This is a genomic window from Hyphomicrobium sp. MC8b (genome assembly GCF_905067615.1).
Taxonomy (GTDB): Bacteria; Pseudomonadota; Alphaproteobacteria; order Rhizobiales; family Hyphomicrobiaceae; genus Hyphomicrobium_B.
Genome location: NZ_LR898465.1, coordinates 1,727,551 through 1,744,254, shown reverse-complemented (window position 1 = coordinate 1,744,254; position 16,704 = coordinate 1,727,551). Strand labels below are relative to the sequence as shown.

General features: G+C 61.6%; 14 protein-coding genes. 9 read left to right on the top strand and 5 right to left on the bottom strand.

Annotated elements, in window-relative coordinates:
* Positions 1–24: 24 nt before the first annotated feature.
* Positions 25–1,866, bottom strand: a complete 1,842-nt coding sequence (locus tag ACLB1Z_RS08500) for a LysM peptidoglycan-binding domain-containing protein (protein ID WP_409562912.1) — start codon at positions 1,864–1,866, stop codon at positions 25–27.
* A 248-nt stretch (positions 1,867–2,114) separates the two neighbouring features.
* On the opposite strand from ACLB1Z_RS08500, the gene ACLB1Z_RS08495 reads away from it, so the two are divergent.
* Positions 2,115–2,792, top strand: coding sequence for a TIGR00730 family Rossman fold protein (locus tag ACLB1Z_RS08495; RefSeq protein ID WP_409562911.1), 678 nt, complete (start codon positions 2,115–2,117; stop codon positions 2,790–2,792).
* A gap of 9 nt (positions 2,793–2,801) precedes the next feature.
* On the opposite strand, the gene ACLB1Z_RS08490 is transcribed toward ACLB1Z_RS08495, so the two are convergent.
* Complete coding sequence (locus ACLB1Z_RS08490; RefSeq protein WP_409562910.1) at positions 2,802–4,820, bottom strand: acyltransferase family protein; 2,019 nt, start codon at positions 4,818–4,820, stop codon at positions 2,802–2,804.
* Positions 4,821–4,957: 137 nt separating this feature from the next.
* Between ACLB1Z_RS08490 and meaB the strand changes: the two genes are divergently transcribed.
* Positions 4,958–5,935 (top strand): methylmalonyl Co-A mutase-associated GTPase MeaB, encoded by a 978-nt coding sequence (gene meaB, locus ACLB1Z_RS08485; protein WP_409562909.1) that lies wholly within the window; start codon positions 4,958–4,960, stop codon positions 5,933–5,935.
* Between the two features lie 265 nt (positions 5,936–6,200).
* On the opposite strand, the gene corA is transcribed toward meaB, so the two are convergent.
* Positions 6,201–7,202: a magnesium/cobalt transporter CorA gene (corA, locus tag ACLB1Z_RS08480; protein WP_409562908.1), complete on the bottom strand. Its 1,002-nt coding sequence runs from the start codon at positions 7,200–7,202 to the stop codon at positions 6,201–6,203.
* A gap of 265 nt (positions 7,203–7,467) precedes the next feature.
* Entirely contained in the window at positions 7,468–8,865 is a 1,398-nt protein-coding gene (locus ACLB1Z_RS08475) for an APC family permease (RefSeq protein ID WP_409562907.1), read from the bottom strand.
* A 361-nt stretch (positions 8,866–9,226) separates the two neighbouring features.
* Between ACLB1Z_RS08475 and ACLB1Z_RS08470 the strand changes: the two genes are divergently transcribed.
* A complete protein-coding gene (locus ACLB1Z_RS08470; protein WP_013947083.1) occupies positions 9,227–9,469 on the top strand; it encodes a CDGSH iron-sulfur domain-containing protein in 243 nt (80 codons plus the stop codon).
* Between the two features lie 81 nt (positions 9,470–9,550).
* Positions 9,551–10,123 (top strand): AAA family ATPase, encoded by a 573-nt coding sequence (locus tag ACLB1Z_RS08465; RefSeq protein ID WP_409562906.1) that lies wholly within the window; start codon positions 9,551–9,553, stop codon positions 10,121–10,123.
* Between the two features lie 113 nt (positions 10,124–10,236).
* On the opposite strand, the gene ACLB1Z_RS08460 is transcribed toward ACLB1Z_RS08465, so the two are convergent.
* Positions 10,237–10,440, bottom strand: coding sequence for a hypothetical protein (locus ACLB1Z_RS08460; RefSeq protein ID WP_013947081.1), 204 nt, complete (start codon positions 10,438–10,440; stop codon positions 10,237–10,239).
* 435 nt (positions 10,441–10,875) lie between these two features.
* Here ACLB1Z_RS08460 and purB point away from each other — a divergent pair, with 435 nt between their 5' ends.
* The 5 genes from purB (at position 10,876) to ACLB1Z_RS08435 (ending at position 16,664) form a co-directional block, all read left to right on the top strand.
* A complete protein-coding gene (gene purB / locus ACLB1Z_RS08455; protein WP_409562905.1) occupies positions 10,876–12,183 on the top strand; it encodes an adenylosuccinate lyase in 1,308 nt (435 codons plus the stop codon).
* A 163-nt stretch (positions 12,184–12,346) separates the two neighbouring features.
* Positions 12,347–13,120 (top strand): phosphatase PAP2 family protein, encoded by a 774-nt coding sequence (locus tag ACLB1Z_RS08450; protein ID WP_409562904.1) that lies wholly within the window; start codon positions 12,347–12,349, stop codon positions 13,118–13,120.
* Between the two features lie 93 nt (positions 13,121–13,213).
* The gene (locus ACLB1Z_RS08445) at positions 13,214–14,014 is read left to right on the top strand and encodes a phosphatase PAP2 family protein (RefSeq protein ID WP_409562903.1); all 801 of its coding nucleotides are present in this window, start codon (positions 13,214–13,216) and stop codon (positions 14,012–14,014) included.
* On the top strand, positions 14,014–15,147 hold the full coding sequence (locus ACLB1Z_RS08440) for a glycosyltransferase family 2 protein (protein ID WP_409562902.1): 1,134 nt from the start codon (positions 14,014–14,016) through the stop codon (positions 15,145–15,147). The genes ACLB1Z_RS08445 and ACLB1Z_RS08440 overlap by 1 nt, the downstream gene beginning before the upstream one ends.
* Positions 15,147–16,664, top strand: a complete 1,518-nt coding sequence (locus ACLB1Z_RS08435; RefSeq protein ID WP_409562901.1) for an ArnT family glycosyltransferase — start codon at positions 15,147–15,149, stop codon at positions 16,662–16,664. Before ACLB1Z_RS08440 ends, ACLB1Z_RS08435 begins: the two co-directional genes overlap by 1 nt.
* Positions 16,665–16,704 lie beyond the last annotated feature (40 nt).

Genomic DNA, 16,704 nt, shown 5'->3' with positions numbered 1-16,704 from the left:
AGGATCAACCGGCCGGAAAGTCCATCACCCCCGCTTTCGCGGCAGATAAATGGTCTGGCACGGATAGATCCGGTTCGGATTGCGAATCGTGTCGCGATTGGCGCGATAGACGCGGATGTAATAGAGGCCGTTGCGGTAATGGCGGAGCGCGATCCGCCACAGCGTATCGCCGCGCGCGACGACGTAACGGCCCGGCACGAACGCCTTGCGCCCGGCATATCGGCATTGGCCCGGCGCTGCACGGCGGACGTGCGCACGACGCACCCAGCGCTTGACGACCGGACCATGCGCAACGTGCGTATTGCGGGCCTCGCGAATGACATGCGCCTTGGACGTCTTCGTCTGGACGGCCGGTTTTTGACGATCAGCAACCGGCGGCTCCGCCACAGCGGCCTTCTGCTCGGCAGCTTTTGCTGCGGCCACTTTCGCGGCCTCCTCTTCAGCGATGCGCTGACGGTCCGCCGCTTCCTTTGCCGCAGTCTCTTGCTCGGCCTTGTCCTCGGCACCCTTGGCAGCAGCAGCTTTTGCAGCCTCTTCCTCAGCGAGACGCTGCTGTTCCGCAGCCGCTTTGGCAGCAGCCGCCTTGGCCGCTTCTTCGTCAGCGAGCCGTTGCTTTTCCATCTCGGCTTCCTGCCGAGCCTTGTCTTCAGCCGCTTTTGCTGCGGCCTCCTGTTGAGCCTTTTCTTCTGCCGCTTTTGCGGCAGCAGCTTTGGCCGCAGCTTCTTCTTGGGCGAGGCGCTGCTTCTCGGCGGCTTCCTTTGCGGCAGCTTCCGCCTGAGCTTTTTCCTCGGCCTCTTTCGCGATGCGCGCTTTCTGCGCTTCCTCTTCCGCAACGCGCTGCCTTTCGGCGGCGGCACGGGCGGCGGCTTCCTGCTTGGCTTTCTCCTCCGCAGCCTTCGCAGACGCGGCCTCGGCCAAAGCACGCTGATGCTCTTCTTCCTCACGACGGCGCTGCTCGTCGGCGAGTTCGCGGGCTTTCGCTTCCTGAGCCTGACGCTCAGCTTCGGCTTTCGCAGCCGCCTCGCGCGCCGCAGCTTCGTCGGCGGCCTTCTTCTCGGCGGCCTTCTTCTCGGCGGCGGCTTTTTCCTCGGCGTCATGCTGCGCCTGCGCCGCCAGACGCGCCGCTTCGAGACGCTTCTGCTCGTCGGCCTTGCGCTGCTCTTCCGCCTGTCGCTGTTGGTCCTCGATACGTTTTGCTTCGGCCTCGAGACGCTCGCTCTCGCGACGCCGCTCCTCGGCCTGCGCCGCCGCTTTGCGTTTCGCTGCCTCGTCCTCGGCCTTCAGTTCAGCCTCGGCTGCGTCAGCCTTGCGTTTCGCTTCGTCCGCCAGCTCCTGGCTATGCTTGATGTCGGCTGCCCGCTTCGCCTGTGCCGCGAGGATGGCCTCCTCTGCATGCTGCCGCGCCGTTTCGGCGTCTTCCTCTTTTACCTGTTCCAGCTTGCGCGCGATGTCGTCGCCGCCCCCGCCCGGAGGCGCGACCGACAATCGCCGGATGATGACGCCCTGAAACTCACGATTGGCACGCGCCAGCCAATCCTGCAGGCGATCGACCAATCCTAGCTCGCGCGTTTGCCACGGCGTTTGCTTGTCGCTCGGATCAGGCTGCGCCGGAGTGTCCGCCTGGGCCTGAGCCTCATCCGGAGCATCCTGCGACACCACGCGCTGCGCGGCCTGCGCCGCCTCCAGCGTGTCCTCGTCATTAAGAGCGACCACAGCGCGAAAATTTCGGTCGATAATCGGCAGCGATAGCCCCCGCTCCGCGTCGGGCCGGTCACTGGCAGCATCGAGCGGCAACGCCAGCAGCGCCGCCGAGACGAGAAGGCCCGCAGCAGCGCCAGTTCGAGCGTAACGAAACGCCGTTTTCACTGCCGTTTCTGAAGGTTCCCCGTCCTTCATAACATCGCCTTGTAGCCCCTATATTAAGGGACCTAAGCACACGTCTTGTAGCGGCGCCATGCTTCCCGGCTTAAAGACCGTGGATTGATTCGGAAGCGTGACCGGATGCTCACAACGGTCACATGAGACATCTGAGGGTGACACCTTCCGGCGCACCTGGGCAGGGCCGTGCGGCGACACTAAATAATGCAGACAGATCGTCTGAGATCGGAATACTTATGAACGAAATGACAAAAATGCCGGTCACGAAACCGGCCGGCGGCAAGACCAACCAAAATTCAACTCTGAAATCTGAAACGCCCGCCAGGATTGAAGGCGTTTGCGTCTACTGCGGCTCGGGCAAGGGCCTCGATCCCGCCTACACCATCGCAGCGCGAAAGCTCGGCAAGACGCTCGCCGATAACGGCATCCGCTTGATCTATGGCGGCGGCAGTCTCGGCCTGATGGGCGAAGTCGCGCGCGCCGCGCTCGGAGCGGGCGGCAAGGTGACGGGCATCATCCCGGAATTTCTCGGCAACCGCGAACACATGCTGAAGGACATCGACGAATTGATAGTCGTCGAAAACATGCACGTCCGTAAGCAGCTGATGTTCGACCGCGCCGACGCGTTCGTCGCGCTCCCCGGCGGCGTCGGCACGCTTGAAGAACTCGTCGAGCAATTGACCTGGTCGCAGCTCGGACGCCATTCCAAGCCCATCGTCGTTGCCAACATCAACGGCTTCTGGAACCCATTCCTAAACCTGCTCGATCACATGAAGGCCGAAACCTTCATTCGCGCCGGATTGGATGTCCATTTCTCCGTCGTCGATACGGCGGAAGAGATCTTGCCCACCATCTTCGGCAAGGCCGCCCCGACGTCCGAGAGCAAAGAGCAGGAGGTGATCCATAGGTTTTGAATACGCACTCTACGAGTGAGCACCATCCGAGAATATTTCATTGAATAGAGGTGCCAGCTCCGCCACTCCAGTGGGCGAAAGATGCGCGTCGTCGGAGTACATCGGTTTGCCATCAACGCGATACGGGCAGGTCGTGCCGTGACACAAAATCGTATGGGGATAGACGACCCGGACTTTCGGAATAGCGTCCAAGCGTGAGAGCAGCGATAAGACCTGTCGCTGCTCCTCCGTGAAATCGTGAAACGTCAGTGGAGAGGGCAGCGGTACGCCCCACGCGATGTGTTTTGCAACCGCGGGCGCGACCTCGAATGATTGGGCTGGTATCGGCCCGATGATGACGACTTCCCGGCCCTGCGTCACCAATTGATGCACGACAGCGTCGAGAGCTGATTCCAGACCGGAGCCATCGCCGCCCTCGCTATTACCGTAAACGGTGGGACGTCCATGGGCATCCCGGACAACAGTCTTCGCGAAAACGGACCAGCGAGCGACAAGAACGACACGACGAATTTTCGACTCGCCAATGTGTTTCAGAATATTCGTGTTACGTGACGTACAGACTTCGCCGCCGCCGCGCTCATGGAACGTCACCCCGGCGAGCGGCGGACAGCCGGCCAGTGCCGATATAATCACGTCATGCCCCGTCTTTTGGTCGTAATCGACGAAGCCTGGAGCCAGCGCTTCGGCAAAACTATCTCCCCACAGGATCGTATCCGGAACACCGCCCGACTGCCCCGTTGAATACGTCCCGGATGCCCATCCTGCAGCGCGCGAGAGCCCGAGAGCTTTCACGGGGATCGCCCGCTTGAATTGCATGGCGTCGATCTCCGGCGCCCAGTTCTGCAACCAACTCGGACGGACAATCGAGACGGAAGCCACCGCGGCGATTGCCAGGGTTACGGTCGCTCCCGCCGCAAACACGGTTTTCTGGCTTACGGCCTTCGCACGGCGGAAAGGCCTCTCGATGAAAGCCCATGATAACGCGCCGATGCACAGGCTCGCGGCTGCGAGCAAAATGTGCGCTGTCTTCGCGTGGGCAGCACCCGCTCCGAAAATATCCGTAAAGCGATAAACGCTGAGCACAAGCAGCGGCCAGTGCCAAAGGTAGACGGAATACGAGATCAGTCCGACGGCTACCATCGGCGAGACCGATAAAACACGCGCTACGATCGTCCGGTCAGGCCCCGTTCCGGAATGAATAATCATTGCGGCCCCAAGGCAGAGGGGCAACGCGGCAAGTCCCGGAAATGGCGTTGCATCGCTATAGAATGCATAAGCGTATGCAATTAGCAGAAGGCCTATTGCCGCTTCGATCTCACGGCCCCAACGTTTCGAAATGGTTGGCAAGATTCCGAACGCAACCAACACGCCGATGCCAAGTTCCCACGCCCGGCCGATCGTCGAGAAGAACGCTTTTTCCGGCGCATGATTGACGGAATAGCAACCGTAGACAAATGACAGGATCGCGACCGCTCCCAACACATAGAGCACGCTTCCCCGCCAGAACCGGAACAAAAGCATCAGTGTTAGCGGGAAGACGACGTAGAACTGCTCCTCGACGCCTAACGACCATGTGTGCAGCAGCGGCTTCTCTATCGCTGCATCGTCAAAGTACCCGGTTCGGTGCATGAAAAAGAAATTCGACGTCGATGTTGCCGCGGCGAGGACCGTCCGTCCGAAATTCTGGAAGTCGCGTGGAAACAAAATAACCGACGCCGCTGCCGTCGTGACCAACAGACACGCCGCCAGCGCCGGCAAGATCCTGCGGATCCGCCGGACATAAAAATTCGCGAGCGAAAAAGTGCCGGCCTCAAGCTCGGCTTTGATGATGCCTGCGATCAGAAAGCCCGAGATTACGAAGAAGACGTCGACGCCACCGTAGCCGCCAGGAACACCCAGGCCGAAATGGTAGGCAAGCACGCCCAAGACGGCGACAGCGCGCAATCCGTCGATATCGGCACGATACTGAGATGCCGACCCCGCATGTGCCGGTGCGGCTGCCCGGCTGACGTTTAACACCCGTCTCACTCCCCCATTCCCCGTTGGAAGCGAACGTTGCATAGGACGTCCGGGAATGCACGCCCCGGCCTGTGGAGGAAGCGCACTACCGCCCGCCAAAACATCCTAACCGTTGCCTTCCGGCCGCTTCCCTCTTATCAGCGCTTATGGCCAAGACGACCGCAGAACCACCTCCCCCAGCCGCCCGCATCAGCGACGCCGATATCGCCGGTTACGTTAACCGCATGCGGGCCGGCGAGCGTCGCGCCATTGCGACCGTAATCACCGAGCTCGAACGCCTGTCGGCAGCCGCGCCGGGCCTGCTTCAGGCTTTGCAGCCGCACCTCGGCCACGCCCTCGTCGTCGGCTTCACCGGACCGCCGGGCGCCGGCAAATCGACCCTGGTCAACGCCGTCATCGCCCACCTGAGACAGCAGGGCCGCAGCGTCGGCGTCATCGCCGTCGATCCGTCGAGCCCGATCTCGGGTGGCGCCATTCTCGGCGACCGCATCCGCATGACCGCTGCGCTCGACGACGACGGCGTCTTCGTGCGCTCGCTCGCCTCACGCGGCTATCTCGGCGGCCTGTCGCCGGCCGCGGTCCGTATCGTCGACGCCCTCGACGGCGCTGGCTTCGACATCGTACTTCTTGAAACCGTCGGCACCGGCCAGAACGAAATCGACGTCGCGGAGGTCGCCGACATTCGCGTCGTCATCGCAGCGCCAGGCCTGGGCGACGATATCCAGGCGATGAAGTCGGGCCTGCTCGAAATCGCCGACATCATCGTCGTCAACAAGGCCGACCGCCCAGGCGCCGAACAGACGATGCAGCAGTTGATCGGCGCGTTGTCGATCCGCGCGATGCCAAACGAGAAGGTGCCGGTGCTGAAAACGAGCGCCATCAACGGCGACGGAGTCGGCCAGCTTGTCGACGCCTTCGATACCATCGGCAAGCGCGTCGTTGCGGGTGGCGCGCTGCATCGCCGCCGCCGCCGCGCGCGTTACCTCATCGCCCGCGCCGCTGCCGACATCGTCGCGGCCCGTATCAAGTCCGGCGGCAAGGACGGCCTAGACCCGCTCGCTGATGCCGTACTCTCCGGCACCATGTCCCCCGACAAAGCCGCTCGGCGCTTGCTCGAGTCCTAGCTCACGCTGCCAGCACACCTGTTGCTCACAAGTCTACAAACACTCCGTCATCCCGGCGCAGTCCTGGATCCAGCCAACTCTCGACAATGAAAATTTGGATGCTTGTCTGGTGCCGACCTGCGTCGGCATGACGGTGTTGATAATGCTGTGCCCCGATAGGCGGCTCGCGCGCGGACGCGTATCGCCGCTGTCCATGCTTAAGGACGACGCAACACACCCGGCGCTTCCGGCCGGCTCCGCGAAGCGTACTGGGAAGCGCCAATCATTAAAGCCACCTGCGCCGCTTGAAGTAGAGGTACGGCAGGATCGCTGAGACGACCATCATCGCCAGCGCCCACGGATACCCGAACAGCCACTTCAATTCCGGCATATCCTCGAAGTTCATGCCGTAGATTGACGCGACGAGCGTCGGCGGCAGGAACACGACAGCCGCGACCGAGAAAATCTTGATAATCTGGTTCTGCTGCAGGTTGATCAGCCCGAGCGTCGCATCGAGCAGGAAGTTCACCTTGCTCGACAGAAACGTGGCCTGATCGGTCAACGCGACGACGTCGCGATACAGCACTTTAGTGCGTGCCTTCGCTTCCTTCGTCACCTTCTTGTCGACCTGCTGATCGACATTGGTGTGATACGTCAGCACGCGGTTGATGCTGACGAGACTTTCGCGAACCTTCGTCAGCAGGTCGCCGTCCTGGCCGATGCGCTCGATCGCGAGCTGCAGATCGTCGCTCGACGGCGCCGCCTTCATCTTGCCTTTGCGGAAGACCTGCCGCGAAACCTGATCGATATTCGTGCCGACCCGTTCCAGCGCGTCGGCCATGCGGTCGAGCAGCGCCTCAATCAGGCCCATCATGATCTGCTCACCGCTGGCAACCGGCACGTTGTTGGGACGCTGTGCGCGCGTCACGAAATTGGCGAACGCCTTGGGCTCGGCGTAGCGCATCGTCACCAGCGTGCTGCCCTTCAGCACGAACGTGATCGGCGACGTCATCGGCTCGTCGGTTTCGAGCTGCGACGCGGCCGTCAGCGTCATGAACTCCGCGCCGTCCTCCTGATAGAGACGCGCCGAAACCTCGATCTCCTGCATCTCCTCGCGCGTCGGCAGATCGATCGACAAAAGCTGCTCGACGAAGCGATTGTCCTGCGGTGCGGGATTGTAAAGATCGATCCAGACCGCTTGCCCTGGAATAGGAGCCACGTCATCGGCCGGAATACCTTCGTGCTGCAGGACGATGTGTGAGTTTTCGCGGCGATAGCTGCGCAGCATCGGGCTCTCTTTCGGTTGACGGCCACCGCGCAGCCGACCGAGCCACCTATGCCATCAGGTGCGCCTGGAGGATGCTGGCGAAAGCGAAGCGTCACTGCGACTGTCGCAGTCCATTGTCGATTGTCCTTGATATCGGCCCGGGCGGCACGAAACGGCCTCCCGGCAGCCGAGTCGGCGCGACCCTAACCCCGGCGCCGACGTTTTTCCAGTCGGCGCCGCCTGCGGCGGAAGGGTTTTTATATGACTATTCGATGACGCCTTAACCCTATGCTGCCGCGAGGCGGCTGTGCTTGATCGAATAGACGAAGTAGATGATCAGACCCAGCGCCAGCCAAACGATAAAGCGTAGGTGCGTTTCAAATGGCAGGAACGCGATCAGCGCTCCGCATGACAGCACGCCCATGACCGGCAGAATAATGCCGCCCGGCATCTTGAACGGACGATGCAAATCCGGATGCGTCTTTCGCAGCGCGATCACGCCGGCGCATACCAGTACGAAGGCCGCGAGTGTGCCGATATTTACAAGTTCGGCCAAGACACCGAGCGGAATGAAGCCCGACATGATGGCCATGCCCAAGCCTGTAATGACCGTCGTCCGCACGGGCGTGTGGGTCTTCTCGTTGACGACCGAAAAATACGGCGGCAGTAGACCGTCACGCGACACCCCCACAATGATGCGGGTCAGCGCGTAGTAGAGCACCAGCATCACCGTCGTCAGGCCCGCGATCACACCGGCCGCGACCAGCGCCGACGCCCAGTTGAAACCGATCTTCTGCAGCGCGAACGCCACCGGCGAAGACACATTGAGCTCAGTATAGTTGACGATGCCCGTCAGCACGCCCGACACCACGATGTAGATGATGGTGCAGAAGATCAGCGATCCAATCAGCCCGCGTGGGACGTCGCGTTGCGGGTCTCGCGCTTCTTCCACCGCTGTCGATACGGCGTCGAAGCCGACGTAAGCGAAAAACACGAGCGACGCGCCCGCGAGAATGCCGACCGGCTTGCCATCCACATGCTCAAACCAGCCGAACGGCGCAAACGGCGTCCAGTTCGCAGGGTGAATGTTGAACAGCCCAACGGCTAGAAAAATCGCGATCGTCGCGAGCTTCACTGCCACCATGGCGGCGTTGATACGCGCCGTCTCCCGCACGCCCATGATCAGCAGCAGCATCAGAATGATGACGATCCCGAATGCCGGCAGATTGACGATCCCGCCCGCGAATGGCCCCTTCGTTAATTCTTCCGGCAGCCCCAGCCCGATCGCCGTCAGCGCGTTGTTGAAATAGCCCGACCAGCCGTTGGCGACTGCCGCGACCGAGACGCCGTATTCCAGGATCAGGTCCCAGGCGATGATCCAGGCAATCAATTCGCCGAACGCCGCATAGCTGTAGCCGTATGCGCTACCGCAGCCGCCGACGCTCGAGGCCAGCTCGGCATAGGACAGCGCCGCAAACCCGCATGCAAAACCCGCGACGACGAAGGACAGAACGACCGCAGGCCCCGATTGAGTTGCCGCAGCAACGCCCGTCAGCACGAAAATACCGGTGCCGATGATCGCACCAATGCCGAGCAGCGTCAGATCGAGCGCGCTCAAGACGCGCTTCAGGCCGAACTCGGCGTCGTCGTAGCCGACAGCTTTCTTCCGGAAGAGATCGGACATGCGAAATGGTCCCCTCATGTGAACGTCCCCCGCGCCAGTCGAGGTCCGGGCTGCAATTGCGTTGCTCCCATCGTGAAAACCCCTCGCCGCCCGCCAAGCTGCCAAGCCGCCCCGCTTGTCCGGTCGAATGAGATCTCCCCGCCGGCGCCGAGCTTCGCCCAGCCATTGACTGTTGTCCACCGCCGGGCTGCCGAATAATTTTGCCCGCCCAGATGATAGGCAGCGCCGACGACCGATGTCAGAAATTCAGCCTATTCCGCGTCCAGCTGTAGCCTTGCCCCGCACGCCCAAACCTTATAGCGAGTCTAAACTTCGAACGAGCCAGGGGGCTTGAGCCCCCGAGCCAATAATGGAGCATGCCATGTCCGACGAGGCCGTCGTCGCCCAAACGAGTCCTTTCCAAGTCGAGCTGACGGAAGGGCAGGAATATTGGTATTGCCGTTGCGGCCGCTCGAAGACGCAGCCGTTCTGCGACGGCTCGCACGAGGGGACGTCTTTCGAGCCCTTGCGTTTCGTCCCGGACCGGACCGGCACATTCAATCTCTGCGGCTGCAAGGCCACCGACGACGAACCCTATTGCGACGGCACGCATAACGTCCTGTGATCTCAGCATCTTTTAGCTGACGGGCCGTCTTCTTGCAGGCGCAGACCGCTGCGGTATCACCGCAATCACGGAGGCCTGGTAGTGACGCTCGACGATCTCGGACCCCGCATCTGCATCATGGGTCCGTCCAACAGCGGCAAGTCCTCCCTCACGGCCGCGATCGCGCGAGCGCGCGGCCTTGTCCCCGTCCATCTGGATCAGCTTCGCCATCTGCCCCAAACGGATTGGCAGGAGCGGCCCGACGAGGAATTCAAAGTCCTGCATGACGCCGCCATCCTGCAGGAGCGTTGGGTCGTCGATGGCAACTATTCCCGCTTGCTGCCGCAGCGCCTCGCGCGGGCGACAGGCGTCATCCAGCTCGACGCCTCCACCCTCACGAGCCTGTTTCGCTACTTGCGCCGCTCATGGTTCGAGCGCGAACGCGTGGGAGCGCTGGAGGGCAGCCAGGACAGCGTGAAATGGGAGATGATCCGCCATATCGCGGTCACCACCCGAAAGAACCGCCAACGCAACCGCGCGACGTTCGATGCTATCGACCTGCCGAAGATCAGGCTGGCATCGCCCGAGGGCCTTGCCCACTTTTATCGAACGGAAGGGCTCGGCCACCGTCGGGACCGCGCCGCGGCCAAGGTCAGCCCGCAAAAGGAGCCATAAGAAAAGAGGCCGCCTCACGCGAACACTCGCGCCAGTCAGCCTCGATCATTTCCAAATGTATTGACCAAATGAAATTGAGAGCAGGTTCTCTCGGACCTGCGATGCGACGTCCCTCACCGGCCTTGCGAGGCCAGCATGCATTCCGTCATGAAGCGCCTTTCGAGCTTCTTCAATTCGTCCGGAACGGCACGACCTGAATCCCGGAATTCGCTAATTCTCTCTTTGACAAGCGCATAGCACTGGCGCGGATCGTCTTCCGATTGCTCCATCTGATGGACCAATTCAGCAAGATCCCCGCTGCCCATCTGTTCCGACATATCCGTTTAGTCTCCCGCTTTTGATTCTTTCCGAAGCGCATGGGGCTTTTCCAATCCGCCTGAAAACGCCTCGACTCATTACTTCCTTGGGCCTTCGAATGTAGGCGCACCCATCTGCGAAAAGAACGGCAGATTCGAACGTGCACCGACGATTTCAGCGAGTGTGACTAATCTGCCCTGAATACAGCCTGAACAAGAAACAGAATTGCCACCCTCGTAATCCGTCGATTAGCCCAGCAATTCGTGGCGGCACGCAGGCGACTTTTGGATAACTCTTCACGAATTGTTGCAAAGCGTTAGCTGCGAAGCAGCACGCGAGATCTCAGCATGAATCGCGCGGCCCTCACCCCCAGACGGGGGCATTGGGCAGCCTTGAGATTGATGCGCCGTTGCACGTCTGCTACGCCTCCCGCGTTGCATCAAGGATTTAGCTCAATGATTCCCCGCTACTCCCGCCCCGAGATGACCCGCATCTGGGAGCCCGAAACCCGTTTCCGTATCTGGTTCGAAATCGAGGCCCACGCCGCGACCGCCAGCGCCAAGCTCGGCATCATTCCCGAGGCCGCGGCAAAAAAAATCTGGGAAAAAGGTTCGGCCGCCGTCTTCGACGTGAAGCGCATCGACGAAATCGAAGCGGTCACGAAACATGACGTGATCGCCTTCCTGACCCATCTCGCCGAGCACGTCGGCCCGGAAGCCCGGTTTGTGCACCAGGGCATGACGTCGTCGGACGTCCTCGACACCTGCCTCAACGTGCAATTGGTCCGCGCCGCCGATCTGCTGCTCGCCGATCTCGACCGGCTGCTCGCTGCGCTGAAGACCCGCGCCTTCGAACACAAGAACACGATCACGATCGGCCGCAGCCACGGCATCCACGCCGAGCCGACCACATTCGGCATCAAGCTCGCCTTCGCCTATGCGGAATTTCAGCGCGCGCGCGAACGCCTCGTCGGCGCCCGGAAGGAAGTCGCGACCTGCGCCATCTCCGGCGCCGTCGGTACCTTCGCCAACGTCGATCCGCGCATCGAGGAATACGTGGCCGAGCAGATGGGCCTCGTTCCAGAGCCCGTCTCGACGCAGATCATCCCGCGCGACCGCCACGCGATGTATTTCGCCACCCTCGGCGTCATTGCCTCCAGCATGGAGCGCCTCGCTATCGAAATCCGGCATCTGCAGCGCACCGAGGTGCTGGAAGCCGAAGAATATTTCTCGCCGGGCCAGAAGGGCTCGTCGGCCATGCCCCACAAGCGCAATCCGGTGTTGTCGGAAAATCTGACGGGTCTTGCCCGCATGGTCCGCGCCTACGCCATTCCGGCAATGGAGAACGTCGCCCTCTGGCACGAGCGCGACATCTCGCATTCGAGCGTCGAACGTATGATTGGCCCCGACGCAACGGTGACGCTCGACTTCGCGCTCGCCCGTTTGGCCGGCGTCATCGAGAAGCTCGTCGTCTATCCCGAGAACATGAAGAAGAATCTCGACAAGCTCGGCGGCCTACACAATTCGCAGCGCGTGCTGCTGGCCCTGACGCAGGCTGGCCTCAGCCGAGAAGACTCCTACGCCCTCGTTCAGCGCAACGCCATGAAGACCTGGGAGCAGGGCAAGGACTTCCTGGCCGAGTTGAAGGCGGACAAGGACGTGACGGCGAAAATCCCGCCCGCCGACCTCGATGCCATGTTCGACCTCGACTACCACACCGCCCACGTCGACACGATCTTCAAGCGCGTGTTCGGATCGGCTTGAAGTGGCAAGAAAAGCACCTCTCCCTAATAGGGGAGAGGTGATCTGAGATACGGCGAGCCGCGCATTTGCCATTGTCACCAATCCGTAATCAAACCGACATGCCTCTGACACGCCGACTGATAACGGTACCCGCAGTTTTGGGGGAACGTCAGGACCGTCGGGGATGTGGGCGCCAAATTTTGCGTTCGATTGGCATGAGCGTGGCGATGATAGTGACGAAACCGTTGCCCGGCCGCCCGTAACGGCAACGGCTATGCTCCGCGGCGCGCTGACGATCGGCGCACTCGCGATGATACTGTTCGTATTCGCACCCGATATCGATCTCGTCGTCGCTCGCTTATTCTACGTCGGCGATCGCCACTTCATCGGCAATGAGCTCGACGTGTTTCTGCTACTCCGCATGGGGTTTCAGATCTTCTTCTATCTGGTTTGCACACTGACGGTCGTCGGCCTGGTGATGGCCGCTCGCTATGCCAGACCGTGGCTTGACCTTTCAATGCGGAACTGGCTGTTCGTCGCGCTCTGCCTGGTCACCGGACCGCTTGTCGTCACCAATCTGGGCTTCAAGGATCATTGGGGCCGCGCCCGCCCGCGCCAGATCATTGAGTTTGCCGGCTCGAAGGCCTTCACGCCGCCGTTCCCGTCCTCTGGTCAATGTGACTATAACTGCTCGTTCGTCTCGGGAGAGGCCTCCGCGATCTACATCGTCATGTTCGCTGCCGCCCTTCTGTTCAAATCGCGTTCGCGAAAATTTGTCACGTTGGGCATCGTCTTTGGCAGTCTCTCCGGCCTGACGCGAATGGCACAAGGCGGCCATTTCCTGTCCGACGTCGTCTTCGCCGGCGTTCTAATGGCGATCACAGCCGCCTGTGTTCAAATCGTTTTCGAGGCGCTCGACGCTGAACGCCTACGACCGATCGAGCAAGGCACGGCCTAGGCCAATTCGCCTTTGAAACGCTTCTGCGTGACATCTTGAGACCGAAAGTCTAAGCGAACCTCTGACGGAGGGGCGGGGAACCCGATGAGGACCATGACAGCACAATCCGGATTAGGACGACAGGAGCGAGACGCCCACGGCAATATCGTCTCCATCCTGTTCTGGGGTGCGCTGATCGTCGCCACCGTAGCGGGTCTGCTGTTTTGCCTGTACCCGCAGCTCGATCTCGCGACATCCGGATATTTTTACCTCGGCAACGGCGTCTTTTCCGGCAAGGGCGGCGGTGTCTTCGCCGGTGGCGCACCCAGGACTTTGGCCGACTACGTCCGCCTCACCCTCTATTTTTCCTTTATCGCCGTCTGCGTCGTGAACGTGATCGGCTTGATCGCCTCCTCCGTTCTGAAGTCTGACGTGTTTGGCCTCGGCTTCGTGCGATGGCTTTTCCTCGCCGCCTGCCTCGCGCTCGGACCGGGCCTCGTCGGCAATGTAATGCTGAAGGATGGCTGGGGCCGCGCTCGCCCCGTTCAAATCAAAGAGTTCGGCGGCTCGAAAAAGTATTCCCTGCCGATCGTTCGGTCGGATCAATGCCGCCGCAATTGCTCGTTCGTCGCGGGCGAAGCATCGATGATGTACGCAACATTCTTCGCTTCCGCCTTTCTTTTTCCTGCTATCGGCGGTGCCCTCGTCGCAGCCGGCGTCGGTTTCGGACTGCTTGCGGGCTTCATTCGCATCTCGCAAGGCGCACATTTTCTGTCCGACGTGATCTTCGCCGGCGTAACGATGGCGCTGACGGTAGCAGCCATTTATCTTGTCTTTCGGACGATCGCACGAAAGCGCGACGCCCGGCGCGGCGAGAAAATACCAGATCCTTTGACGGGACAGCGCCTGTGGTGATGACTGAAGCGCAGACAGAACGCCCACTCCGCGCAGCGAATTTGCCCGCGCGCCTACAGCTGTCGGTCGTTGTGCCGACATACTGCGAAGCCGGCAATATCGCGTCGATGATTTCGGCGCTCGATGCCGCGCTCGCCGGCATCAACTGGGAAGTCATCTTCGTCGACGATGACAGTCCCGACGGTACGATGAGCACCATCCGCTCAATCGGCGCCCACGATGGCCGCGTCCGCGCGCTGCGTCGCGTCGGCCGCCGAGGACTGGCGGGTGCGGTGATCGAAGGCATGCTGGCGTCCGGCGCCGACATCGTAGCCGTGGTCGATGCCGACCTTCAACATGACGAAAAGCTCCTGCCTGAGATGCTGCGCGATATCGAGACGGGCAAATCCGACATCGTCATCGGCACACGCTATGATCAGACCGGCGATGCCAGCGAAGGCTTCTCGGCGACGCGTCGCGTATCGAGCATGCTCGCGACGACGCTGACAAACATGCTGCTCAAGACCAACGTCAGCGACCCGATGAGCGGCTTCTTCATGTTGAAGCGGAGCCTTATCGATACCATCGCCCCTAAACTCTCTCCCGGCGGCTTCAAGCTGCTGCTCGATATTCTGGCGTCCGCTCCCTCAGGCGTGCGCGTCTCCGAAAAGCCCTACGTGTTCCGTCCGCGCAAGGTCGGCCAGTCGAAGCTCGATGGTCTCGTCATCGCCGACTTCCTTGGTCTTCTGCTCACGAAAACGACCGGCAACCTCGTTCCCCCGCGCTTCTTCCTGTTCGCGCTGGTCGGCGCAACGGGCCTCATCATTCATCTCGCGGCGCTGCGCAGCGCTATCGTCTTGGCCCATGCCTCATTCAATGAGGCGCAGATCTTCGCCGCGTTCGTTGCCATGACCTTCAACTTCTTCTTGAACAATGCCCTGACGTTCCGTGATCGCCGCCTTTCAGGTGTCGACATAATAAGCGGCCTGCTGACGTTCTATGTCGTTTGCAGCGTCGGCACGCTGGCGAACATTGGCGTCGCCGATCTCGTCTACAATCACGATCCGAACTGGTGGCGCGCAGGCATCGCCGGTGCACTGATGGCCGCCGTCTTCAATTACGCAGCAAGCTCAGCGCTTACGTGGCGGCGCTGATGGACGTCGCGGCCTCGCCAGCGCCGAGCAGAATTCATCCGGCCGCAGGACCGCGCAACGGTCTCGCCGCGAACAATGTCCTGCTGGCCGTCCTGCTCAGCTTGACGGCGGTGCGCTTCGCTATCGCAAGCTTCACGGGCCTCGTCGACGATGAGGCCTACTATCGGATCTGGTCGCTCGCCCCGTCGCTCTCTTATCTCGATCACCCGCCGATGATCGCCTGGGTCATCGGGGCAGGACGCGCCATCGCAGGCGACAGCACGTTGGGTGTCCGCCTGCTCGCACCGATCATCCTGCTTCTGGGCACCGCGGTTCTCTGGCGAACGGCCTATCTTCTCTACGGCCCCGACATCGCCCGCCGCGCCGTCTGGTTCCTGCTCGCGATGCCCCTGCTCGCCGTCGGCGGCATCATCGTCACGCCGGATTTGCCCAGCGTCCTTTTCGCCGGTCTCGTCGTCTGGGGGTTAGCCGAACTCGACCGCAGTCGTAACGCCAGGTGGTGGCTTGCCATCGGCCTGTTCGCCGGACTTGGCCTTGTCTCGAAATACACCAACCTCTTTCTCGGCGCGACGATCCTGCTCTGGCTTCTCGTTACGCCCGACAATCGGAAATGGTTTCGTGCGCCCGAACTTTGGATCGGCGGCATCATCGCGGCACTGATCGCGAGCCCGGTCGTGGTCTGGAACGCCGAGCACGGCTGGGTCTCCTTCATCAAGCAGTTCGGCCGCGTCGGCCGCGAAGGTAAAGCGGGTGTCGGCTACCTCGTCGAACTGATCGGCGGATTCGCGCTGCTGGAAAGCCCGCTGATCGCTCTCCTCGCTCTCGTCGGCTTCGTCGGCGTCATGCGCCGAGCGATATCGGAACGCGGCCGAAGCGATGTTCTGCTGGCCGCGGCCATCGTGCCGATGCTCCTTTATTTTTGCATTCACGCGCTGCACGACCGTGTGCAGGGCAATTGGCCCGGACCGCTCTATCCATCATTCGCCATCTGCGCGGCGCTCGGTGTGGCGGCGCTTCCCGTCGCGTGGCGCCGCACCGCGTTTGTCTCAGCACTCGCGCTCGGTTTTGCGATGACCGCCGTGATCTACGTGCACGCGCTGCACCCGTTATTCAGTTCTCCGAAAGACCCGACGGAACAGATGCGCGGCTGGCCCGCGCTCGCTGAAGCCATCGAAAAGAAACGCGAGGAAACCGGCGCAGCGTGGCTGGCAACATCCAGCTACGCCACGACAGGCCAACTCATGTCCGCCATCAAGAGCCGCAGTCCCGTCGCGCAGCTCGACGAGCGCATCCGCTACGCCTTTCTACCTTCGCTACCCGAAACCGTCGTCAACCGGCCCGCGCTCTACGTCGAGCTTGAACGCCGCGTCGATCTTCCGCTGCTCAAGAGCAAGTTCGGTAAGATCGAGAAGATCGGCACGCTGACCCGCCACAACGGCAGCGGCGGCGCGACCTACGTTCTCTATCTCGTCTCCGACCCCATCGCGCCGCCGCTCGCCATGGACGATAAGTTCTGACCTCTCGCGTTCCATCGCGGTTGGGGTAACGCTATCGCTC